Annotated in this window: 16 protein-coding genes; 6 read left to right on the top strand and 10 right to left on the bottom strand. The window is 57.4% G+C overall.

The features are described 5' to 3' along the window. Position 1: 1 nt before the first annotated feature. From BFV64_RS14425 to BFV64_RS14410, 4 genes are read right to left on the bottom strand one after another with little or no spacing between them, the layout of a single operon-like run. Positions 2-1327, bottom strand: a complete 1326-nt coding sequence (locus BFV64_RS14425) for a lysine N(6)-hydroxylase/L-ornithine N(5)-oxygenase family protein (protein WP_045281559.1) — start codon at positions 1325-1327, stop codon at positions 2-4. Next, positions 1324-3066: an IucA/IucC family protein gene (iucC, locus tag BFV64_RS14420; RefSeq protein ID WP_045281558.1), complete on the bottom strand. Its 1743-nt coding sequence runs from the start codon at positions 3064-3066 to the stop codon at positions 1324-1326. Before iucC ends, BFV64_RS14425 begins: the two co-directional genes overlap by 4 nt. Further along, positions 3063-4010 carry a GNAT family N-acetyltransferase gene (locus BFV64_RS14415; RefSeq protein ID WP_063614371.1) on the bottom strand — a complete coding sequence of 316 codons (948 nt, stop codon included), beginning with the start codon at positions 4008-4010 and terminating at the stop codon, positions 3063-3065. Before BFV64_RS14415 ends, iucC begins: the two co-directional genes overlap by 4 nt. Next, positions 4010-5752 carry an IucA/IucC family protein gene (locus BFV64_RS14410; RefSeq protein WP_023338509.1) on the bottom strand — a complete coding sequence of 581 codons (1743 nt, stop codon included), beginning with the start codon at positions 5750-5752 and terminating at the stop codon, positions 4010-4012. The genes BFV64_RS14415 and BFV64_RS14410 overlap by 1 nt, the downstream gene beginning before the upstream one ends. A gap of 138 nt (positions 5753-5890) precedes the next feature. Here BFV64_RS14410 and BFV64_RS14405 point away from each other — a divergent pair, with 138 nt between their 5' ends. Beyond that, the gene (locus BFV64_RS14405) at positions 5891-7102 is read left to right on the top strand and encodes an MFS transporter (protein WP_045281555.1); all 1212 of its coding nucleotides are present in this window, start codon (positions 5891-5893) and stop codon (positions 7100-7102) included. On the opposite strand, the gene mtfA is transcribed toward BFV64_RS14405, so the two are convergent. Continuing rightward, on the bottom strand, positions 7099-7893 hold the full coding sequence (gene mtfA, locus BFV64_RS14400) for a DgsA anti-repressor MtfA (protein ID WP_014884426.1): 795 nt from the start codon (positions 7891-7893) through the stop codon (positions 7099-7101). The two genes, BFV64_RS14405 and mtfA, sit on opposite strands and share 4 nt — an antisense overlap. 216 nt (positions 7894-8109) lie before the next feature. On the opposite strand from mtfA, the gene BFV64_RS24375 reads away from it, so the two are divergent. From BFV64_RS24375 to psrA, 3 genes are all read left to right on the top strand, one after another. After that, positions 8110-8256, top strand: coding sequence for a DUF2256 domain-containing protein (locus BFV64_RS24375; RefSeq protein WP_071890883.1), 147 nt, complete (start codon positions 8110-8112; stop codon positions 8254-8256). Further along, positions 8253-9782, top strand: a complete 1530-nt coding sequence (locus BFV64_RS14395) for a cryptochrome/photolyase family protein (RefSeq protein WP_108444076.1) — start codon at positions 8253-8255, stop codon at positions 9780-9782. The genes BFV64_RS24375 and BFV64_RS14395 overlap by 4 nt, the downstream gene beginning before the upstream one ends. 94 nt (positions 9783-9876) lie before the next feature. Continuing rightward, positions 9877-10776 (top strand): L-proline-binding transcription factor PsrA, encoded by a 900-nt coding sequence (gene psrA, locus BFV64_RS14390; RefSeq protein WP_045281553.1) that lies wholly within the window; start codon positions 9877-9879, stop codon positions 10774-10776. Here psrA and BFV64_RS14385 read toward each other — a convergent pair. The 3 genes from BFV64_RS14385 to BFV64_RS14375 all read right to left on the bottom strand — a co-directional run bounded on the left by BFV64_RS14385 (position 10751) and on the right by BFV64_RS14375 (position 14421). Then, positions 10751-11539 (bottom strand): substrate-binding domain-containing protein, encoded by a 789-nt coding sequence (locus BFV64_RS14385; RefSeq protein ID WP_045281552.1) that lies wholly within the window; start codon positions 11537-11539, stop codon positions 10751-10753. The genes psrA and BFV64_RS14385 overlap by 26 nt on opposite strands. After that, positions 11536-12849, bottom strand: coding sequence for an MFS transporter (gene tcuC, locus BFV64_RS14380; RefSeq protein WP_045281551.1), 1314 nt, complete (start codon positions 12847-12849; stop codon positions 11536-11538). Before tcuC ends, BFV64_RS14385 begins: the two co-directional genes overlap by 4 nt. A 276-nt stretch (positions 12850-13125) precedes the next feature. After that, entirely contained in the window at positions 13126-14421 is a 1296-nt protein-coding gene (locus BFV64_RS14375; protein ID WP_069602213.1) for a serine hydrolase domain-containing protein, read from the bottom strand. A gap of 95 nt (positions 14422-14516) precedes the next feature. Here BFV64_RS14375 and BFV64_RS14370 point away from each other — a divergent pair, with 95 nt between their 5' ends. Further along, positions 14517-15422 (top strand): LysR family transcriptional regulator, encoded by a 906-nt coding sequence (locus BFV64_RS14370; protein WP_069602212.1) that lies wholly within the window; start codon positions 14517-14519, stop codon positions 15420-15422. Here the strand turns inward: BFV64_RS14370 and fumA are convergent. Together fumA and BFV64_RS14360 are read right to left on the bottom strand one after the other, a co-directional pair. After that, a complete protein-coding gene (gene fumA / locus BFV64_RS14365; protein ID WP_069602211.1) occupies positions 15411-17060 on the bottom strand; it encodes a class I fumarate hydratase FumA in 1650 nt (549 codons plus the stop codon). The genes BFV64_RS14370 and fumA overlap by 12 nt on opposite strands. A 52-nt stretch (positions 17061-17112) precedes the next feature. Further along, positions 17113-18621, bottom strand: coding sequence for an anion permease (locus BFV64_RS14360; protein ID WP_014884418.1), 1509 nt, complete (start codon positions 18619-18621; stop codon positions 17113-17115). 610 nt (positions 18622-19231) lie between these two features. On the opposite strand from BFV64_RS14360, the gene BFV64_RS14355 reads away from it, so the two are divergent. Then, on the top strand, positions 19232-22012 hold the full coding sequence (locus tag BFV64_RS14355) for a flavocytochrome c (protein ID WP_069602210.1): 2781 nt from the start codon (positions 19232-19234) through the stop codon (positions 22010-22012). Positions 22013-22017: the final 5 nt, after the last annotated feature.

The following is a 22017-nucleotide window of genomic DNA, read 5'->3' as shown; positions in this document are numbered from 1 at the left end:
GTCAGTACTCGGTCGTTTTCTCTAACGCGTTAAAAACCGGGCTGCTGTCCTGGCTGGCGGTGGTGCGCCAGTGGATAACGCCGGGTGTGGTAGCCAGCTCAAATGGCTCGTCAGGATGCGCGCGGTTAAGAATGCGTGCGGCACGCCAGGCCATCAGGCTGAGCTGGGGTTCAGCAATGCCGAGACGGTGCATCCCGGCATTGACGGCAAACAGGCGGTTGCTCTGCGGGCCGTCCCATTCGAGGGTGAAATCGTTGTTGATGCAGAAGGCTTCATCCGCATCCAGATGCAGGCGGTGAGACAGCGGGGCAAGGAACGCAGGCTGCACGGCGCGGTAACCGGTGGCAAAGATCACCACGTCGGTATCCAGCTGTTCGCGACCGCCGTCGAGATGATGCTGTATGCTCAGACGCTGACCGTTTTCCTGACGCGCCAGTGACGTCACCGAGCGGGACGGCAAAAGGTGCGCCCACGGTTTTTCACGCAGCACCTCAAAGCGGTGATACATGGCGCGGTAAATTGCCAGCAGGGACTCGGTGGTAATGCCGTCAGAGGTCATCTTCTGCTCGTGCAGCATCTGACGACGGGCCTCTTCGCCGAGCGTGGAGAAGCTGTCCACATACTCCGGCGTGAAGTACTCGTTGGCGAAGGCGGCTTCATCCAGCGCGTTATAATTGTTACGGCGCGACACCCAGTTCAGGCTTAGCGGCTGGCCCCATTCCCCGCGGAAGATATTTAAGAACAGGTCGGCACCGCTCTGGCCGCCACCGACGACGGTCACGCGCTTGCCCGCTAAATTTGGCGTGCGCAGCATCATCTCGCTGGCGTGGAAACATGTGTCGTCCTGCACCGTCACGCAATCCGGGAGGTTAATCTGTTTGCCAATCCCCACGCAGACGTGGCGGGCAAGGAACCGATCCCGCTGGGTCATCACCTCAAACAGACCGCGTGTCTCATCAAAGCTCACCTGCTGCACCTGCTGGCTGAAGGTGAGGTTGGTGAGGTTTTCTGCCGCCCAGCACAGGTAATCGGCAAACTCTTCGCGAGACACCGTGCGCTGTTCGGTGGTCAGGAAGCGGTAGAACTTTTTACGCTGCACCAGGTAGTTCAGAAAGCTGTGGCGGTTGGTGGGCTCTACGGCGCTGACCAGATCCTTCAGGAAGCTGGTCTGCATGTGGCAGTCCGGCACCATCATCCCCGGGTGCCATGAGAAGTGCGGCTTGCGCTCAAGGAACAGCGAGCTAAAACCGTCCAGCCCTTCTGCCAGGGCGGCGATGCTGAGGTTAAACGGGCCAATACCAATGCCGATGAAATCATAGGTTTTCATTGCGCTGACTCCCGGGAGGCCAGAAAAAGAGGGTTATCAAGGTCGGTAACGTAGTTCGGCAGCATGCGGCTGCCGCCGTCATGCTCGGAGAAGGTCAGTTTGACCGGGTTGAGGATCACGCGAATAATTTGCGGCTTAAACAGGTCGAACATCGCGAAACGTTCCGCAAGCTCGGGGTGCGCAGCCATATACCGGCGCAATACCCCCGCCAGGACTTGATAGAAACGGATTTCGCTCACGCCGCATTGCAGGGTGAGACGCGAGATAAAGCGCAGCACCGTTACAAAGTTGCCGGTTTGCAGGTCGTGGATGATGTAATCCGCGCTCAGACGTGCCGTAACGTCCTTCACCTGCGCCGGCAGGCTCTGCGCCTGCGGGAAATCTTCGTCCACCAGACGCATATCACCCTGGAAATCCTTCAGCAGGATGCGCTGCGGCACGTAGTTTTTCATCACCAGCGTCACGTTCTGGCCGTGGGCGATCAGCGCCACGCCATAGCGGCAGAGCAGGTGATAGAACGGGATCACCGTTGCCTCAAACAGCTTTTCCAGCCACGCGTCGGCGCTTAGCCCCGAGCGTTTAATCCACGCGTCGATCAGCGGACGCCCGGCGTTATCGGTTTCCATCAGCGCCGCCATCAGCACCGCCTGTTCACCGTCCTCTAAATAACAGGACGGATTCTCGCGCCAGATCACCCCCAGCATCTCCTGATAGCGGTAGGGCGCTTTCGGTAATGCGGCATAGCCCGGATGCGACAGATATCCGGCGGCGGGTTCACCCAGTACCTGCGCGCCGCAGCGAATCAGCGTGGCGTCAGAGGCGAACTGCTGCTGCAGCCAGCGTGAGGCCAGCGGCCCGGCGGCAATGTATTTGCCCGGAATGCCGCGATAGCAGGAGGTGTTATAGATGGTCAGCGGCAGCTTGATGTCAAACGGCGCGCGACGGCTGGCGTTGGTGAGCGTGCGCAGAGACTGCTGCGCCAGATACTCATCGCCAAATTCGCCCAGCTCCACCATCTCACCGCGCGCCAGCTGCGCCAGGAAGTGAATGGCAATTTTCTGTTGCCACTGCCACGGGTGTAGCGGCACGGGCAGCCAGCTTTCGTCGAGCCCCAGCGCCTGCCAGCGATGCTCAAACCGGACGCGCTCGGCGTTGTCCATGGTACTGGCAAGCAGATTCTGAATGTCGCAATCGGCGTCGCTGCTCCAGACCAGGTGTTCACGCTGAACGGCAACCCAGTGCAGACGAAAACGTCCGCGATACTCAGGTGCGTACTGATGCAGGGCATCCAGCCCCCATCCGCGGCGGCCTTTGTTGAAAATAAACTTAGGATGACCGCTCATCAGACACTGTAATTCATCCGGGTCGAGGTGGATCAGCGCGTCGGCATCCAGCGCTTCACGCGCCTGGAGCAGCTGAATATCACCGCGCAGCGTGGCGTAAAGATCTTCCATATGCTCCGCCGTTTGCGCGTCGCTCATCTCCAGCACGGTCGCCAGCTGCAGCAGCGCGCTTTCCGCTTCCACGGCGGCGCCGCTGGCGGTGGTCAGGGTATCAGGATCGATATGCAGCCAGCCCCAGATCCCGCGCGTGGCGCGAAACTGCCAGGACTCCGTGCCCATGGTGATGCGCCAGCCGTCCGATGAAACCGGCTCAGCGCGCAGGGTACGTTCGTATTCCAGCTCGGCGAGGATCTTCGCCACCATCTCGCGGTTTACTTTCTGCCAGAGCGCGTTCACAGTTCCACCTCATGGAAGAAGCGGTGACGCTCGCTCACGATCAGGCGCGAGCGCTTGTGCGGGAAGTCGAACTCTTTTGCGGTGTCGAAACCGGCGGACGCCAGGTGGCGGAACAGGCGTTGGTTGTCGAAGCGCGGCTCGGCCACAATGCGCGTCGTGCGCGGTTCATCCAGATACAGGTAGTGGCTCAGACCGCGCAGCCAGCTGCGGATGTACTGCGCGCCGCGCCAGCGCTCTTCGCCCACCAGCATATGCAGCCCGCGGTCGAACGGCTGCCAGCGGTAGTGGCGGCCAATGCGGTCTTCAGGTGCCCAGTAGAGTTCAAAGTAGCCGAACGGCTGGTCGTCGAAGCAGCCGATAACCGGGTAGCAGTAGGTCGAGTCAAGCTGACGGCGCAGGTAGTTTTCCTGTTCGGCCTGCGGGCCGGCCATCTCCCAGAAGGCGTTCACGCGCGGGTTGTTCATCCATTGCGTGAATCGTTCGCCATCCAGCGCCACGTCGGCCACGCGGAAGCTCAGCGTGCGTTTAATTTGCGGATCGTAACGGCGATACACCTCACCCTGCGGGCGGCGAGGGCGCTGCGGGAAGTACAGCTGACGGCTCTCATCAAACTGCATACCGTTGCTCGCCTGCGGTCGTTCACCTTTCAGCCAGAGCGGCAATTGCCAGAAGGTTTCACGCGCCAGGTAATCCCCGTGGGCCAGGCTAAACAGCGCCTTTGCCTGAGGTTCATCCTGCCAGGTTGCCCACGGCAGCGTAATGCCGGTCAGCGTGGGGGCGGCGACAAACAGCTGATCCAGCGCTTCCACCAGCCAGCCCGCCGGGATAGCCTCGAGACGCTCCAGCACCGCGCTGCCGTCGAGACCTAACGTCAGCGGCAGCACGGTATCCGTTGCGGTGCAGCGAAAGCCGAAGCCAGAATGGACGATATTCGCGATGGCCATTACGCCTTCTCCTTGTAGAACGGGTTGCTAAAGTCGAAATAGATCACCGCCGGATCGGCGATGGTGTTTTCGTTGCGATCGTGCAGATAACAGAAGAAGTTGCCTTTGCAGTTCCAGGTCGGACTGTCCAGCACGTAGTCAAGGCAGCGGGTCTGCTTCGCCGTACGGCGCAGCGCGACCAGCGCGTCACGCACGCGCGCCATCAGGCGCTCTTCACTGTCGAAACCGGCGGCGGCAAGGGCGGCAGTCACCGCAAGGGTGGAGTTCAGCAGCAGATAGTAAGGGAAGTAGCGCAGCAGTTGGCTCTCACCGAAGCGGTTTTCCACGTCAGTTTCACCCGCCTCTTTCAGCCACCCGTCGGCTCCTTCGGTCCAGGCGCTGCCCTGGCAGTCACGGTAGATAAGCCCGACGGGGAAATCCTGCTGCATCTCAACCAGGATATTTTGCTGGTGGGCGAGCAGCACCAGGCCGTAGTCCGCCTCGGCGCTGAACAGGGGAAGTAACACGCGGTCGCAATAGGCGTCCAGCCAGCAGCGTGCGGCCTGAGCGAGGGGTAAATCCAGACGCTGGCTCAGACGACGCACTGCCGCAGCCAGCAGGCTGTCACCGCCATCCGGGGCGGCCTGGGTCAGGCTGACCAGCACGTTGGTCTGCGTGTCCGGCGTGTCAAACAGCAGATTGACGCGCAGGGCCATCAGGCTCTCTTCCTGCACCACGCCGTTTTCGTCACGCAGCCCCGCCCAGCCGTCTTCCTGCATCACGCGCATCGTCGGGTAGCGTGCCTGAAGCGTTTGCCAGCGTTCCGTTTTCGCCAGGCGCGCCAGGCGCATCCCGCGCTTAACTTCTTTCACCGACAGCGTGCGCACGGAATTGGTCAGGCGCACGCTGAGGGAGAATTTAATCATGTCGCTGTTGGTTTCGCTGTACAGCGAGCGGGACGAGCTGGTGGGCAGCCACTGTGCGCCCGCTTCGCCCAGATCCTGCAATGAACCGTTTTCCACCAGACGCTGGCACCAGGCCTGACCCAGCAGATGCTCTGCCTGCCATGGGTGCATAGGCAACAGCCAGCGCGTGTCGGTGAAGTGGCCGAGCAGCTCAGGCGCGCTCTGGGCGGCGAAGCGCAGCAGACGTTCGCGCAGGGAGACGTTCAGGCTGTCACCGGCAATGCGCGTGCTCTCAACGGCAAACCAGCGCAGCGGGAAACGGGAGGCAAAATCAGGCAGATAGCGTCGCGCTTCGGTTTCGTTGAATGGCTCGTGCGACTTCGGTGCCGGGTGAAATGCGTGGCCGACCAGCAGCGCCTGTTCCGCTTCAGCAAACGTCAGCGGTTTATCACGCAGCGTGGACCAGCTGTGGCGCAGGTCGATCGCCTGCCAGGTATGCGCATGACTTTCCAGCACGCGTTGCTTAAAACGCGCCAGCGTATCGGCATCAAGAACGCCTTTTACTGATGGTTTTTCAAGAAGTAAATCAACAAGTTGGGTATATGTGACGGCGTCACCGCAGTCGCTATCGCTCTGGATAAGCGTTGCCGGGAAACAGTACTGATGGTGCTGGGTGGGGGAGAAATAGCGTACCGGAACCCGCAGGGCCTGAGCGGGAGAAAGCGGGATATGAATATGCGCCAGCTCATCCGCAGCGGCTGCGGGGAGATAGCGCCAGTCCGTCGTTTCGCGCAGCAGGGCGTTTAAAAAACACTGGGCCGCAACGTCTGTACCGGCGGAGCGGGGCAGAGTACGCATAGATGTACCTCATTCCATGATTGATAATAATTCTCGTTATGATATTCATTCTATTTACACTCGCAACCATTTTTGCAATATTTGTTTTCATAAACTTCATGATTTCCACACATTTATTGACACTATGTTCACATTCTCATGCGCGCTAATTCAGAAACGCTGACTGAAAACGTCACCTCTAAAGCCAACTGGCCGCTGGCACTCTGTGCAGGTTTATTGGGCATCGGGCAGAACGGTTTACTGGTCATGCTCCCGCAGCTGGTGAACCTGACCGGGCTGTCGCTCTCGGTCTGGGCCGGGCTGTTAATGTTCGGCTCCATGCTTTTTTTACCGGCATCGCCCTGGTGGGGGCGTCAGAGCGAGCGACGCGGCTGTAAGGTCGTGATGGTGGCCTCGCTCAGCGGCTATCTTGCCAGCTTCGCCGTGATGGCCGTGGTGGTCTGGGCAATGGCGGCCGGGTTGCTCCAGAGCACCTGGGGGCTGGCGGGGTTGATCTTTTCGCGCCTGCTCTACGGTTTAACCGTGTCGGGGATGGTGCCTGCCGCCCAGACCTGGGCTATTCAGCGTGCGGGGCTGGACAAACGCATGGCGGCGCTGGCCACCATCAGCTCCGGCCTGAGCTGCGGCCGTCTGCTTGGACCACCGCTGGCAGCAATGATGCTCAGCATTAACCCGGTGGCACCGCTCTGGCTCATGGCGATTGCGCCGTTTATCGCTCTGCTGCTGGTGCTGCGAGAAGTGGCCGACCCTCCGCTGCCGCCGGTGGCGCATCAGGCGACCCGTCTGCAGGTCTCTATGCTGCCGTTCCTGCTGCTGGCGATGCTGCTGGCGGCGCTGGTGAGCCTGATGCAGCTTGGCCTCACGCCGCATCTCAGCCCCTTGCTGGAGGGCAACGCCCGTGAGATCAGCCACCATGTTGCGCTCCTGCTGAGCCTGGCCGCGCTGGCCACGCTCGCGGCGCAATTTTTGATTGTTCGCCCGCAGCACTTCAGCCCGCTGACGTTGCTCTGTATGGCGGCGGTATTGATGGTGGCAGGACTTGGGTTGATGTGTATTGCCGGGCTGGCGCTGTTCTACGTGGGAATTGCTGTCACCTCGCTCGGCGCGGCGATGGCTACACCGGGCTATCAGCTACTGTTGAACGATCGGCTGACCACGGGGAAAGGCGCGGGCGCGATCGCCACCAGCCATACGTTAGGCTACGGCATCAGCGCGCTGCTGGTGCCCGTCGTCACGCGCTTTTTCGGTGAGCAGTATTTAACGATGGCGGCAGGGGGAATGGCGGTGCTGTTTCTCGTACTGAGCATCGGGGTACGGTTAACCGGGCGCACCCCTGTCGAAAAAAATTAATGTACCTGGTGAGGGGAAGGGCCGACCGCCTCATTTTGACGCAGACGCTTAAGCGGATCCTGCTGATAAAACTGGGTAAAACGCTGCCATAGCGCCGGGAAACGCGGGGCGAAGAGTTCGGGGGCGCTGAAGAAGTACTCTGAAAGCACCGCGAAGCACTCTGCGGGATCGGTCGCCGCGTAGGCATCAATGCTGGCGGCACTTTCGCCCACGAGATCGATCTCGTCCTGGATGTTATCCATCGCCGCATGCAGATCGTGCTCCCATCCTGCGACTTCACGCAGCGGGATCAGCGGAACGCCGCTGGCGCGGTCGCCGTTGCGGGTATCCAGCTTATGCGCGACTTCATGAATAATCAGATTAAAGCCTGACGCGTCGAACGAGTCCTGAATGTCGAGCCAGTTCAGGATAATCGGCCCTTGCTGCCAGCTTTGTCCGGACTGTACCACCCGCTGGTTGTGTACCAGGCCGATGTCATCCTCCCACTCATCGTCGACGATGAAGGGCGCCGGGTAGATCAGCACTTCGTGGAAGCCGTCCAGCCACTCGATACCCAGTTCAAGCACCGGCAGGCAGAAAAGCAGGGCGATACGCGCGTTTTTCAGGGGATCCAGCTCGAAGCCCTGCAGAGGAACCAGGCGTTTTTGCTGCAAAAAACGATCCGCCAGCTGAACCAGTTTTGACTGTTCGTCCGGCTGGAGATTCGCCAGAACAGGGATCGCCAGCGCGTCATCCCACGGCAGCGCCATATCCCGGCCAGCCTCATTCGTTTTCCAGGGCCACTTAATCATCGCTTTGCTCGCAAACTCGTCACTTGAACAAAAATGGGAAAGTCAGGTTCAGTTAAGATGCCAGAAAATGGCTTATTTCTACACTTCCAGCCTAAATAAACTATCATTTCGTACAGAGCAGTAGGTAGCGCTTTGCAGGCATCACCTTCATTTTGTGATGTCTGTCGTAGCCTTTATCCGCAGCCCGAGTGAATAAATCAGTCCGGTATTGAAAAGATGAGTGATTTCAAAGGTAACAAGCAGAACCTGCCCAGTCGAGCGTGTTTGCACTGCCAGCGGCCCATGACGTGGCGCAAGAAGTGGGCGAAATGCTGGGATGAGGTCAAATTCTGTTCTGAGCGCTGTCGCAGGAGCCACCGTTGACCGAACTACGCCTGATTCTGGGCGATCAGCTCAATCCACATCACAGCTGGTTTGATACCTGCAGCGCGAATGTCATTTACGTGATGCTGGAACTGCGGGCAGAAACCGCGTATGTCCTTCATCATGCTCAGAAAATCATCGCTATCTTCGCAGCCATGCGCGCGTTTGCCGCTGAGTTAAAAGAGAAGGGGCATCGGGTAAGGTATGTCCGGCTCTCTGAGGGTTCAAATCGCGGCGCGCTGGAAGATAATCTCAACGCGCTTATCGCACATTACCATGCTGGCAGGGTGATGTGGCAGGAGCCCGATGAATGGCGCCTTGATGCGCAGTTGCAGGCGTGGGCGAAAACGGCGACCGTCGAAACGACCTGCGTCAGCAGCGAGCATTTTTTCACCTCCCGGGAGCAGGTGAGCGCGTTCTTTGCATCGCGTAAAAGCTGGCGAATGGAATATTTTTACCGGGAAATGCGTCGTCAGCATGGCGTGCTGTTGACTCCGGAAGGCGAGCCAGAAGGGGGGAAATGGAATTTCGATGCTGAAAACCGCAAGCGCTGGTCCGGTGAACCGCCTGCTCCGGATGACTCTCGCATCTGCCACGATCGCTCAGCATTATGGGAAGAGATCCAACGCTGCGGCGTACGCACCTTTGGCGAACCGCGGGCCAACACTTTTCGCTGGCCAGTCGACCGCGCTGAAGCTAAAGCCCGGCTGGATGCGTTTATTTCGCACGTCCTGCCCCAGTTTGGTAACTGGCAGGATGCAATGCACACGGAAGAACCTTTTCTTTTCCACTCTTTAATTTCATTTGCGCTGAACACTAAAATGCTCAATCCCCGGGAAGTGGTTGCCGCCGCCGAGCAGGCATGGCGCTCGGGTGATGCGCCGTTGCCTGCTGTCGAAGGGTTCATCCGGCAAATTCTTGGCTGGCGGGAGTATGTGCGCGGGATCTACTGGTCGCAAATGCCGGGTTATCGGGAGATGAATGCGTTAGAGCAGCACACCCCGCTGCCGGAGTGGTTCTGGACGGGCAAGACGCAAATGCGCTGCCTGGCGCACGCCATTGGACAGTCGCTCACTGAGGCTTACGCCCACCATATCCAGCGCCTGATGATTATCGGGAATTTTAGCCTGCTCGGCGGTCTCTCGCCGCAGGCGGTACATGAATGGTATCTGGGCGTTTATATTGATGCGTTTGAGTGGGTAGAATTGCCCAATACTCTCGGCATGAGCCAGTTTGGCGATGGCGGTTTACTGGCCAGTAAGCCTTATGTTTCAAGCGCGTCTTACATCCATAAGATGAGTAACTACTGTCAGGGATGTCGGTATCAACACAATCAACGCACCGGCGAGCTGGCGTGTCCCTTCAATGCGCTTTACTGGGATTTCTTTGAGCGTAACCAGGCACGTCTCGGTCACAATCCCCGGCTGGGCATTGTCTTTAAACAACTCGCGGATATGACGGAAGAGGAACGGCACGCTATTGCTGAGCGCGCCGGACACATTCGTCTCAATCTCAACGACCTTTGAACGGCATTCCGACACCGCGCCGGTTGCGGCAGGTTAATAAGCCGTTATTATTTTGGACTTTGTAACGTATTCCCTGACAGGACCGCCAGATACTATGCCCGTGAATTTTGACCTCAACGATCTCTATGCCTTTAGAGCGTTAGTGGAATACGGTAACTTCCGTGTCGCCGCTGAATCTATCTGCCTGTCCCAGTCAGCGCTGAGCCGCAGGATTGAAAAGCTGGAAGCCGCGCTGGGGAACCGACTCTTTGACCGAACCACCCGCCGCGTCTCGCTGACGTTATACGGGCAAAACTTTGCGGAACGCTCCGCGCAGCTGCTCGATAACGTAGAGTCAATGCTGGCTGATGTCGATAAAGCCAGCGAAGAGCGGACGGGGCTGATCACGGTGGCCACGGTACCTTCCGCAGCCTGTTACTTTATGCCCGATGTGATCCGTCGCTTTCAGTCTCGCTATCCGCGCGTTCGCATTAAGCTCATCGACAGCAGCGCGGGCAACGTGATGGACGCCGTGGCCCGAAGCCAGGCGGATTTTGGTATTTGCTTCGCAGGAAACTTGTCGTCTGAAATCGAATTCTTCCCGCTGGTGGAGGATGTGTATGTTGCAGCATGCAGAAAGGATCACCCGCTGGCGCAGAAGAGCCAGCTGACGTGGCAGGCATTTTTTCAGCAGGATTACATCTCTCTCGATAAAACGTCCGGCAATCGCAACCTGCTCGATCGCCTGCTGGGGGATATCATTCCCGAGCGTCCCAGCGTCTGCGAAACGCGTCATGTCACCACGATGCTCGGTATGGTAGAGGCGGGGATCGGCGTTGCTGCCGTTCCCGCCATGTCGATGCCGACGTCAGAGCACACGCTGCTGACCCCTTTGCCGCTGGTGGCGCCTGAGGTGAAGCGTACCGTGGGGCTTATCCGACGCCGGGGGCGCATCCAGTCCTATATTGCGGCTGAGCTTGAAAAACAGATCACCGAGCAGTATCGCCGGACGTAACGGGGATCATCCCCGTCTCGCGGATGACTTCCCTTGAGGGCGGTGAGGCGAGATAGTTCAGCAGCGCTTTTCCCTCCGCGGGATGTTCCGCGTCACGGGTGACCGCGCCAGCGAAGCGCGTGATGTATTGCAAATTATCCGGGATTTTACCGATAAAGGTGACGCCCTGAATCGGCAGCAGCTCGCTGACCTGCTGGAACCCGACGGCGTATTTTCCTTTCGCCACTTCTGATGCGACCGGAATGCGCTCGACTTTTGTCGCTTTGCTCGTCACCTCCTTTTCAATCCCCAGCTTTTTAAACAATTCTTCGCTGACATACCTGCCGCTGGCGCTGTCTGAGTAGGCGATGGAGCGAGCCTGCAGCAGGGTATTACGCAGCGTCTTCTCGCTGCTGATATCAGGGATATCCGCACCTTTTTTCACGACCATGCCGATGGGAGAGTCCGCGAGTTCAGTCCGCGTACCCGGCCGGGTCAGACGGGCCTGTTCAAGCTTCGCCAGTGCATTGCCCACCATAATCACCACGTCGGCTTTCTCTCCGCGCGCGAGCCGGTTTGGGATTGCCTGCGGCGTAGTGCCCATTGAGGGACCGGGGATGATCACAATGTTATCCCCGGTCCGGCGTTCATACTCCGGGGCCAGCTTTTCCAGGGCGGCCTTGAATCCGCCCGAAATCATGACCTTCACGTCCTCTGCGCAGGCATTGACGCTCAGGAACATCGCCGTTAGCGCGATGGCGGTAGAGCGAGACGTACGTTTCATGCGGCCCCCTGTGACTTAACGGTGTTTTGCAGTGATGCCGCGCGGTGACGGTAGAGGTAGAGCGTTGCGAGCAACGCGCAGACCGCCGCAAAGCTCATCCAGTATCCCGGTGAGGCTTTGTCACCCGTGTATTCAATCAGCGCGGTGGACATCACCGGGGTGAAACCGCCAAAGACGGCGGTAGCCAGGCTATAAGCCAGCGAGAACCCCGCCACGCGGACTTCAGCAGGCATGATTTCCGTCAGCGCCGGGATCATCGCGCCGTTATACAGGCCGTAGAGGAAAGAGAGCCACAGCAGGACGCTCAGCATCATGGAGAAGCTGGGGGCCGCCGCCAGCATCGTCAGTGCCGGGTAGCTGGTGGCGAGCGCCAGCAGCGTCATGACAACCAGCACCGGTTTACGCCCGAAGCGGTCCGAGAGGGCTCCACCTATCGGCAGCCAGATGAAGTTAGAGACGGCCACCAGCAGCGTGACAAGCAGGCTGTCCGACGCGCTCAGCATCAGCACTTTTTTGCCGAAGGTTGGCGCGTAAACGGTGATCAGGTAGAACGCGGTAGTGGTCATCGCCACCATCAGCATACCTGCGACCACAACCTGCCAGTTTGTCAGCAGCGTTTTGAAAACCTGGCGCATCGCCAGATGATTGCGCCGTGCGTTGAACGCTTCGGTCTCCTCCAGCTTACGACGCAGGAAAAAGATGAACGGCACGATTAAACAGCCAAACAGAAACGGGATGCGCCAGCCCCACTCGCGAATGGCGCTCTCCTCCATCAGGGCATTCAGGGCAAAGCCCATCGCCGCGGCGACCATAATGGCAACCTGCTGGCTGCCGGACTGCCAGCTGGTGTAAAAACCTTTGCGGCCCGGCGTGGCGATTTCTGCCAGATAGACCGAGACGCCGCCAAGCTCCGCACCGGCGGAAAAGCCCTGCAGCAAACGGCCCGTCAGCACCAGCAGCGGTGCCCACAGCCCAATGCTCTGATACGACGGAATAAGCACAATCAGGAATGTTCCGGCAGCCATGATCGACAAGGTGACAATCAGCCCTTTACGACGACCCACTTTATCGATGTAAGCGCCGAGCACAATAGCGCCGATCGGACGCATCAAAAAGCCCGCGCCAAAGACGGCAAAGGTCATCATCAGCGAGGCAAATTCACTGCTCGCCGGGAAGAACGTATGCGCGATGTAGGTGGCATAAAAGCCGAACAGAAAGAAGTCGAATTGCTCAAGAAAGTTGCCCGAGGTGACGCGAAAAATCGCGCCCGCTTTCGCACGGACCGTTGCAGGTGAGGTTGAGGAAACCATGATTATCTCCAGTTTTTATCGTGACGTTATGCTCGTCTGTTTTTGAAAACTGGATCAGGAAACGGAAATTAATAAGCGCAAAGAGTGAATGAACTGATGCGCGTTGTGCATCAATGACAGGATGTTGACCAGGATTTACATACCTAACAATAACTTAACAATCTTGTGATTTTTTATTCACGCTAATTCGCTAATTCGCTAATTCGCTAAGTTGCTGATATCGCTGTTTTGTGACATCGCGCAGAGGAGACGCCAGGCAGCGCCTGGCTCTAAAAATCAGCGTAGCGCGTTCGCGATTGCGCTAAACATTAACGATGCTTCCAGCGGCTGAGCGCTGAAGGACGGTTCCGCCTGCGGCCAGGTGGACCACTGGACGATAACCAGGTTCTCTTTCTGATTCACCATAATCATCTGTCCAAAGATCCCCAGCGCCCAGAGCGACCCTTTAAGTGATTTGTCGACCTTTGGCGCGACGTGGGTGGCATTAACCGGCACTTCGTTATTCCACCACTGATAGCCATACAACCCGTTCGGATGCGCGGCGGACACCGAACCTTTTGCCTGCGTCCAGTCTGAGGACTGTTTTACCCAGCCTTCGGGCAGGATCTGCTTCCCGCCGGGCAATGTGCCGTTATGAAGGATGAACTGACCGAAGCGGCCCCAGTCTTCCAGCGTGGCGTTAAAGCCGTGGGCGCCGACATCATGCTGGCCTTTGCTGTAGGCATGCCACACGCCGTCGCTGGCCATGCCGTAGGGTTGCCAGATACTTTTCTCCAGATACGCCGCGAGCGTCATGCCGGTTGCGCGTTCAAGCACGTCACCCAGCAGCCACGCGCCGCCCGAGGAATAGGACCAGTTTTCGCCCGCAGGGTGTGCGCGGTGTAACCCTTTTACTAATGTCCGCACGCAGTCATAGGTGCCCGGTTTGGCTTCGCACTCTGTCAGCTTTGCGAAATCGGATCCCGGATTCGTGTAGTCCTCATTCCACGCCACGCCGGAGGTGTGGGTAATAAGCTGTCTCAGCGTCACACCGTCCCAGGCGGTGCCTTTCAAATCAGGTTCATATTGGGTAATAAGATCGTCGAGGGAGTGGATTTTTCCCTCTTTAATCGCTACCCCAACCAGCGCAGAGACCACCGATTTACCGACAGAGCGTGAGGTCCAGAGCGTGCTGTCGGTATTCCCTTCACCCAGATACTTATAGGCAACGTGGCCGTTTTTTAATACCAGCATGCCGCTGACGTTCTGGCGTTTCAGGTAATCATGAAGATCGTAGGTCTTGCCATTCACCTGATAGCGGGCATCGGTCAGCGGTTTTTCTGCGGCCAGCAACGGCGAGGCGTTGCCGTGATGGAACACGTCGCCCGCATAGTTGCGGTAGTCATTGCGGAAACCCACGACGCGGTCGGCCTGGCTCCAGGTGAGCATCGTATGTGCGTCCGGCAGTTTTGTATCAAAAGGGGCAGGACAGGTGTCGAGAACGGTACCGTTGCAGGCAGCCATGGCGGCAGGAGAGAGCAGGCTGCTGACAATCAGCGCCGCGAGCAGAGTGCGGTTTGTTTTGTTTTTCATGTTTTTCTCGTATGGCTCAGGAAGGACTTCAGTTTACGAACCTGCGGCCTATAATAAAAAACGCGTTATGGGGGAAAATCCCCCGAAAAGGAACTGTGGAGGATCGCGTGGCGTCATTGATCTATTCGTTTGCCCAGCTTGAGGCGTTCACCGCCGTGGCTGAACATGGCAGCCTGGTGAAGGCGGCCACTAAACTGGGTAAAGACCGCACGACCCTGCGCGATCTGATTGATTTTCTGGAAGATGGTCTGGGTTACGCGTTGTTCCTGCGCGAGGGGCGAACCCTGCGGTTAACGCTGGAGGGGGAGCAGTTACAGCGGCAGGCGCATCTGTTGATGCGTCAGGTAAAAGCCTTTGAGGCGTTCGCCAGAGCCGTTCCGCAAAGCGCGACGCAGGATATTGCGCTCGTCTACGATCCGTTCACCCCGCGCGCTTTTTTGCAGGCGCTGATAGCAAAAATGGCGAGCCAGAATATTCGGCTGAGCCTGACCAGCACCTCGCGTGATCAAGCGGAAGCGATGCTCGCCAGCGGTGAGGCCGATGTGGGGATCTGTCAGGCACGTAATCGCAGCGTAGGCAATGAGATGGAATGGCGGGCGTTAGGGTCCATTGAGATGGATTTTTACGCCTCGAAAGCGCTGTTCAGGGATAACGCCTCCCCGGTTTCGCTACTCGATCTCTCTCTGGTGCCGCAGGTCATTATGCATGCGGCGTCTGACGAGCCGGTCGCGCGCCGTCTGCAAATCTCCGGACATACCCTTTTTACCAACGAACTTGAGATGCTGCGCGGTCTGCTGGAAAAGGGGTGCGGCTGGGGATTTTTGCCGACGCATCTTCATGCGGCGCAGTGGAAAAATGTAGAAAGGCTGCCCACCGAGGTGGGCAGCCAGGGGATAGCTCAGACGATGGTGACCATCTGGAAACCGGGCAGCGACAAGCGCGGGCTTATCAATGAAACGCTGTCGCGATTACCGGCGTTGTGGAAGGCCTCAGCGCTGTGAACAGCCTTTACACTGTTGATTCTGGATCTGCTGGAAGAAATCGTTACCTTTGTCATCCACCAGGATGAACGCCGGGAAGTTCTCCACTTCGATTTTCCAGATGGCTTCCATACCCAGTTCAGGATACGCCACGCACTCCAGGCTCTTAATGCTGTTTTGCGCCAGTACCGCCGCCGGACCGCCAATGCTGCCGAGGTAGAAGCCGCCGTGCTTATGGCAGGCGTCGGTTACCTGCTGGCTGCGGTTGCCCTTCGCCAGCATGATCATGCTCGCACCGTGGGATTGCAGTAAGTCTACGTACGAGTCCATACGTCCCGCGGTGGTCGGGCCGAGTGAGCCAGAGGCGTAACCTTCCGGCGTTTTTGCCGGACCTGCGTAGTAAATCGGATGATCTTTAACGTACTGCGGCAGTTCCTCGCCGTTATCCAGCAGCTCTTTCAGCTTCGCATGGGCAATATCGCGCGCCACGATGATGGTCCCGTTCAGCGACAGACGGGTAGAGACCGGGTGCGCGGAGAGCTGGGCCAGGATTTCATTCATCGGCTTGTTCAGGTTGATGCTGACCACGTCGCCTTCACCCTGCTGACGCAGTGATTCAGGAATATACTGGCCCGGGTTGTGTTCCAGTTTTTCAATCCAGATCCCGTCGCGGTTGATTTTCGCTTTGATGTTGCGGTCTGCGGAGCAGGAAACCCCCATGCCGATCGGGCAGGACGCGCCGTGGCGCGGCAGGCGAATCACGCGGATGTCGTGGGCAAAATATTTACCGCCAAACTGTGCGCCCAGGCCGAGGTTCTGCGCTTCCTCGAGCAGTTCCTGTTCCAGCTTAACGTCGCGGAACGCCTGGCCATGTTCGTTACCTTCGGTTGGCAGCGCGTCATAGTAGCGGGTAGAGGCCAGCTTCACGGTTTTCAGCGTGGCTTCTGCGGAGGTACCGCCGATCACAAACGCGATATGGTAAGGCGGGCAGGCGGCGGTGCCGAGCGTGCGCATCTTCTCAACCAGGTAGTTTTTCAGCTTCGCAGGGGTAATCAGCGCTTTGGTTTCCTGATAGAGATAGGTTTTATTCGCGGAACCGCCGCCTTTTGCCATGCACAGGAATTTGTACTCGTCTCCGTCCACGCTGTAGAGGTCAATCTGCGCGGGCAGGTTGGTGCCGGTATTCACCTCTTTATACATATCCAGCGCGGCGTTCTGGGAATAACGCAGGTTGTCTTCAATGTAGGTGTTATACACGCCCTGGCTCAGGGCGGCTTCGTCACCGCCACCTGTCCAGACGCGCTGGCCTTTCTTGCCCATGATGATCGCGGTGCCGGTATCCTGACAGGTCGGCAGGACGCCTTTTGCGGCAATTTCAGAGTTACGCAGGAACTGCAGGGCGACGTACTTATCGTTCTGGCTGGCTTTCGGGTCGTTAAGAATGGCGGCAACCTGTTTCTGATGAGAAGGACGCAGCATAAAAGCGGCATCGTGGAAGGCCTGCTGCGCCAGCAGAGTCAGGGCTTGCGGTTCGACTTTCAGGATTTCCTGCCCCTCGAACTCGGCAACGGAGACGTGCTCTTTGGTGAGCAGATAATATTCTGTGTCGTCATGGGAAAGAGGGAAGGGGTTCTGGTAGATAAACGGTTTGTTTGACATAGCTTGCTCCACAAAAATAAAACCGCCGGAGGAAGACCCCGGCGGTCAGAAATCAGAACATCATCGACATCCACGGATAACCAATCAGCAGCAGGGCCGCCAGGAAGATGGCACCGAAGATAGTGCCCAGGCGCCAGTAGTCTTTGGTTGGCAGGTAGCCGCTACCGTAGTAAATCGGGCTTGGGCCGGTACCGTATGGGGTGATGATCCCCATTACACCCAGCGAGGTCACCATCAGCAGGACGAACACTTCCATATTCATGCCCGGAATGGTGGAGGCGATGGTCAGCATCGCGGGCAGCAGCGCGGTGGTGTGTGCGGTGGTGCTGGCAAACAGGTAGTGCAGCAGGTAGAACGCCAGCAGCAGGACGATAGTCGCCACGCCCGGAGAGATACCGCTCATCAGCAGACCGCCTTCTTTACCTAACCAGCTGATAAAGCCGGTAGAGGAGAGGCCATCCGCCAGCGCCACCAGGGTGGCGAACCAGACGAAGGTGTTCCATGCGGCTTTGTTACCGGTGATATCGTTCCACTCCAGCACACCGGTCCACAGCATCAGACCGACAATTAACAGGGCAGCCATGGCCGGTTCAATCCACGCCGCGGCGAAGATCCACATCAGCAACGCACAGCACACGAAGACCAGCAGCAGGATCTCATTGCGCGACAGTTTGCCAAGTTTTTCCAGCTCGCGGGTCGCCCACAGCGGTACTTCGTTATTCACTTTCACTTCAGGCGGGTAGAACCAGTAGGCCAGCAGCGGCATGGTCAGAATCAACAGGATGCCCAGCGGCAGGAACGCGAGGAACCAGGTGCCCCAGGAGATATCAATCCCAACGGTGCTTTTCACCAGAGCCAGCGCCAGCAGGTTCGGCGCCAGAGCGGAGAGGAACATAGAACTGGTGATACAGGCCGCGGTGATAGCCACCCACATCAGATAAGAACCAATTTTGCGCGCGCTTGGGTCGTTGGGTTTTGAGCCGTACAGCGGCGGCAGGTTAGCGATAATCGGGTAGATGGTCCCGCCGCTGCGCGCCGTGTTGGACGGGGTAAATGGTGCCAGCAGCAGGTCCGCAAAGGTAATAGCATACCCGAGCGTCAGGCTGCGACGGCCGAGATATTTTACCAGAATCAGCGCCAGACGGCGGCCGAAGCGGGTTTTGTCATAGCCTGCGGCAAACATAAAGGCACCGAAAATCAACCAGACCGTTGAGTTACCGAACCCGCTCACCGCCCATTTGAAGGAGGCGCCTGCCAGCTTGAATTTTGGATCTGCCAGCTGGTCCGGGCTGAAGAGCACCCACTGGCTACACAGCGCAATGGCGACCACGCCGGTCAGGCCAATCACCGCGCCAGGCAGTGGTTCGAAGATCAACCCGACGATCACGCCAACGAAGATAGCGAAGTAGTGCCACGCGTAAGGCGGTAAACCTTCCGGTACCGGAACAAACAGCAGCAGTACGGCGACGATGACGGGCAACGCCATCATCAGCAGTCGTTTCGCTTTTCCATTTGATGCCTGGTTCGCCACTGGGGGCGTTACAGCAGTTTTTGTATTCATAGTTTCACGTCTTAAGTTGTCAAAAATTCGGTGGTGCAGAAAAAACCAAATGTGTTTTTTTAAGTTTCTTTGCTTTTTTTAGTTATTAAAGTTGCGGTTTGGTTTTTTCATTAATAACGATTTAACGCCTTTCTGTGTGCGTTAAATTAAAAATTGATGATGTTTTTATATTGCGCTTTTGAATGCTGCAACTATTGATCAGGATCAAAAAAACAGAAGTGAAGCCTTATTTTCGTGCTTTTATTAATAACCACTCTGGCGTATGGGTTATTATTTATTTTTATCGTTTTCTTTATCATTCTTGTAACAATCAAAAATCTGGTATTCTTTTTATTATTTGATTTTATTGAAGTTTTTATGGTTAAGTGAAATTGGTATGACCAATATTTATTTAACGTATTTTAAATTATTGTAAACGGGTGAATTATTATCACTAACACCATTGTGTTATTTCTGTTATCTCAGGGATTAAATAGTTTTTTAACTAACGTAATGGCTTTAGAAACTAAAAAAATCATTATATTAGTACCATGACATCGGCAAATAACAACCAATTTAAAAATTAAACCCGATAACGAATTCTTAATTTTAAAAGTTTGGAGTTTCTATTATGAGCACTAACGAACGCATTCTTAGCCCCTTCACATTACCGAATGGCACTGAACTGAAAAACCGTTTGTTAATGGCCCCGATGACCACCTGTACCGGCTACTATGACGGTACTGTCACCAGTGAGCTGGTGGAGTACTACCGGGCTCGCTCCGGCAGCATCGGTACCATCATCGTGGAGTGCTGCTTCGTTGACGATCTCGGTCTCGCCTTCCCGGGCGCCATCGGTATTGATAACGACGAGAAAATTGCCGGGCTGGCGAAAATCGCAGAGGCGATTAAATCCAAAGGTTCGAAAGCGCTGCTGCAGATCTACCACGGCGGCCGTATGGTTGACCCAAAACTGATTGGTGGCCGTACCCCGGTTGGCCCAAGCGCGGTGGCCGCACCGCGTGACGGTGCCGCAACGCCGGTTGCACTGACCGCCGAAGAAGTAGAAGGAATGATCGGCAAGTTTGGGGAAGCTGTGCGTCGCGCCATTCAGGCCGGTTTCGACGGCGTGGAAATCCACGGGGCCAACACCTACCTGATTCAGCAGTTCTACTCACCGAACTCTAACCAGCGCGATGACGAGTGGGGCGGCAGCCGCGACAACCGCGCGAAGTTCCCGCTGGCCGTGCTGGACATTACGCACAAAATGGTGCGCCAGTACGCGGATGATGCCTTCATCATTGGTTACCGCTTCTCCCCTGAAGAGCTGGAAGTCCCGGGCATCCGTTTTGAAGACACCATGTACCTGCTGGAGAAACTGGCCGCGCGCGGCGTGGATTACCTGCACTTCTCCGTCGGTGCAACCCTGCGTCCTTCGATTGTTGACACCCAGGACCCGACCCCGCTCATCGAAAAATACTGCGCGATGCGTTCAGAAACGCTGGCGCAGGTTCCGGTCATGGGCGTGGGCGGCGTGGTGAATGCTTCAGACGTGAATGACGCGCTGGACCACGGTTACGACCTGATTGCCGTTGGCCGCGCCACCATCGCTTATCCGGACTGGACAGACCGCATCGCGGCTGGCGAAAGCCTTGAGCTGTTTATGGACAGCACCAAACGCGAGGAACTGAACATCCCGGAACCGCTGTGGCGCTTCTCGCTGGTGGAAGCGATGATCCGCGACATGAGCATGGGCGAGTCTAAATTCAAACCGGGCACCTTCGTTGAGAAAGTGCAGGACGACGCTAATGAGCTGGTGATTAACGTCAGCCTGGAAACCGACCGCATTGCGGACATCGCGCTGGCCTCCGGCCCAAGCGAAGACGCTGAGTTTGTGACCAGCTTCGAAGAGATCCGTACCCGCATTCTGGATGCCAACACCCCGCACGTAGATGCCATCACCGGCGCAACCAGCCAGAGTGAAGCGGTGAAAAAAGCGGTTTCTAAAGCGATGCTGAAATCCAGTAAAGCGCTGGCGGCAGAGGAGGGCGTTGACCCGAACGAAACCCGCAGCGTTGACGTGGTTGTCGTGGGCAGCGGCGGTGCCGGTCTGGCGGCGGCGATTCAGGCGCACGACGAAGGCGCAAGCGTGCTGATTGTCGAGAAAATGCCAACCATCGGCGGTAACACCATCAAAGCGTCTGCCGGGATGAACGCCGCTGAAACTCGCTTCCAGCGCGTGAAGGGTATTCAGGACAGCAAAGAGCTGTTCTACCAGGAAAGCCTGAAAGGCGGCGGTAACAAGAACAACCCGGAACTGCTGCGTCGCTTTGTCGAGAACGCACCGGAAGCAATTGAGTGGCTGGCAACCCGCGGCATTATGCTCAACGACATCACCACCACCGGCGGGATGAGCATCGACCGTACTCACCGTCCAAAAGACGGTTCTGCAGTAGGCGGCTATCTGATCAGCGGTCTGGTGCGTAACGTCAACAAACGCAACATCGAGGTGATGCTGGATACCTCCGTCAGTGACATTATTTTCGAAAACGGCGAAGTGACCGGCGTGCGCCTGACGACCGAAGAGAATGAAACCGTCATCGTGGCAACCAAAAGCGTGATAGTGGCGACCGGCGGCTTCAGCGCCAACAGCCAGATGGTGGTGAAATACCGTCCGGACCTGGAAGGATTCGTCACCACCAACCATAAAGGGGCCACCGGCGGCGGTATCGCACTGCTGGAGCGCATCGGGGCGGGCACCGTGGATATGGGCGAAATTCAGATTCACCCCACCGTGGAGCAGAAAACCTCGTACCTGATTTCCGAATCCATCCGCGGCGGCGGGGCTATTCTGGTCAATCAGAAAGGGGAGCGCTTCTACAACGAAATGTCGACCCGCGACAAAGTCTCCGCGCAGATCATCGCGCTGCCAGAGAAATACGCTTACATCGTCTTTGATGAACACGTACGCGCCAAAAACAAAGCTGCGGATGAGTACATCGCCAAAGGGTTCGTGACCAGCGCCAGCTCACCAAAAGCCCTGGCCGAAGCGCTGGGCATGGATCATCACGCCTTCCTGGCAACGCTGGAACGCTACAACGGCTTTGTCGAGAAACAGCACGACGATGATTTTGGCCGTACCACCGCGCTGCGTGCGCCAATCAATGAAGGGCCGTTCTACGCCATTCAGATTGCGCCGGGCGTGCACCACACCATGGGCGGTGTGACCATCAACACTGAAACCTGCGTGCTGGACAGCAACCACAACGTGCTGCCAGGGGCATTTGCTGCGGGTGAAGTGGTCGGCGGGATCCACGGCGGTAACCGTATCGGCGGTAACGCGGTGGCAGACATCATTATTTTTGGTACCCTTGCCGGACATCAGGCGGCGATGCGCGCAAAAATGGCATAAAGCAC

The sequence above is a fragment of the Enterobacter kobei genome, from assembly GCF_001729765.1.
GTDB lineage: Bacteria > Pseudomonadota > Gammaproteobacteria > Enterobacterales > Enterobacteriaceae > Enterobacter > Enterobacter kobei.
This window is presented reverse-complemented; position numbering and strand designations above follow the sequence as displayed.

Bases quoted from the DNA above. Each gene is read 5' to 3' on its own strand.
- tcuC (WP_045281551.1), bottom strand. From the start codon at position 12,849: ATGGTTTCCTCAACCTCACCTGCAACGGTCCGTGCGAAAGCGGGCGCG.
- psrA (WP_045281553.1), top strand. From the start codon at position 9,877: ATGCCCGTGAATTTTGACCTCAACGATCTCTATGCCTTTAGAGCGTTA.
- BFV64_RS14360 (WP_014884418.1), bottom strand. From the start codon at position 18,621: ATGAATACAAAAACTGCTGTAACGCCCCCAGTGGCGAACCAGGCATCA.
- mtfA (WP_014884426.1), bottom strand. From the start codon at position 7,893: ATGATTAAGTGGCCCTGGAAAACGAATGAGGCTGGCCGGGATATGGCG.
- BFV64_RS14425 (WP_045281559.1), bottom strand. From the start codon at position 1,327: ATGAAAACCTATGATTTCATCGGCATTGGTATTGGCCCGTTTAACCTC.
- BFV64_RS14405 (WP_045281555.1), top strand. From the start codon at position 5,891: ATGCGCGCTAATTCAGAAACGCTGACTGAAAACGTCACCTCTAAAGCC.
- BFV64_RS14355 (WP_069602210.1), top strand. From the start codon at position 19,232: ATGAGCACTAACGAACGCATTCTTAGCCCCTTCACATTACCGAATGGC.
- BFV64_RS14385 (WP_045281552.1), bottom strand. From the start codon at position 11,539: ATGAAACGTACGTCTCGCTCTACCGCCATCGCGCTAACGGCGATGTTC.
- BFV64_RS24375 (WP_071890883.1), top strand. From the start codon at position 8,110: ATGAGTGATTTCAAAGGTAACAAGCAGAACCTGCCCAGTCGAGCGTGT.
- BFV64_RS14375 (WP_069602213.1), bottom strand. From the start codon at position 14,421: ATGAAAAACAAAACAAACCGCACTCTGCTCGCGGCGCTGATTGTCAGC.
- fumA (WP_069602211.1), bottom strand. From the start codon at position 17,060: ATGTCAAACAAACCGTTTATCTACCAGAACCCCTTCCCTCTTTCCCAT.
- BFV64_RS14410 (WP_023338509.1), bottom strand. From the start codon at position 5,752: ATGCGTACTCTGCCCCGCTCCGCCGGTACAGACGTTGCGGCCCAGTGT.
- BFV64_RS14415 (WP_063614371.1), bottom strand. From the start codon at position 4,010: ATGGCCATCGCGAATATCGTCCATTCTGGCTTCGGCTTTCGCTGCACC.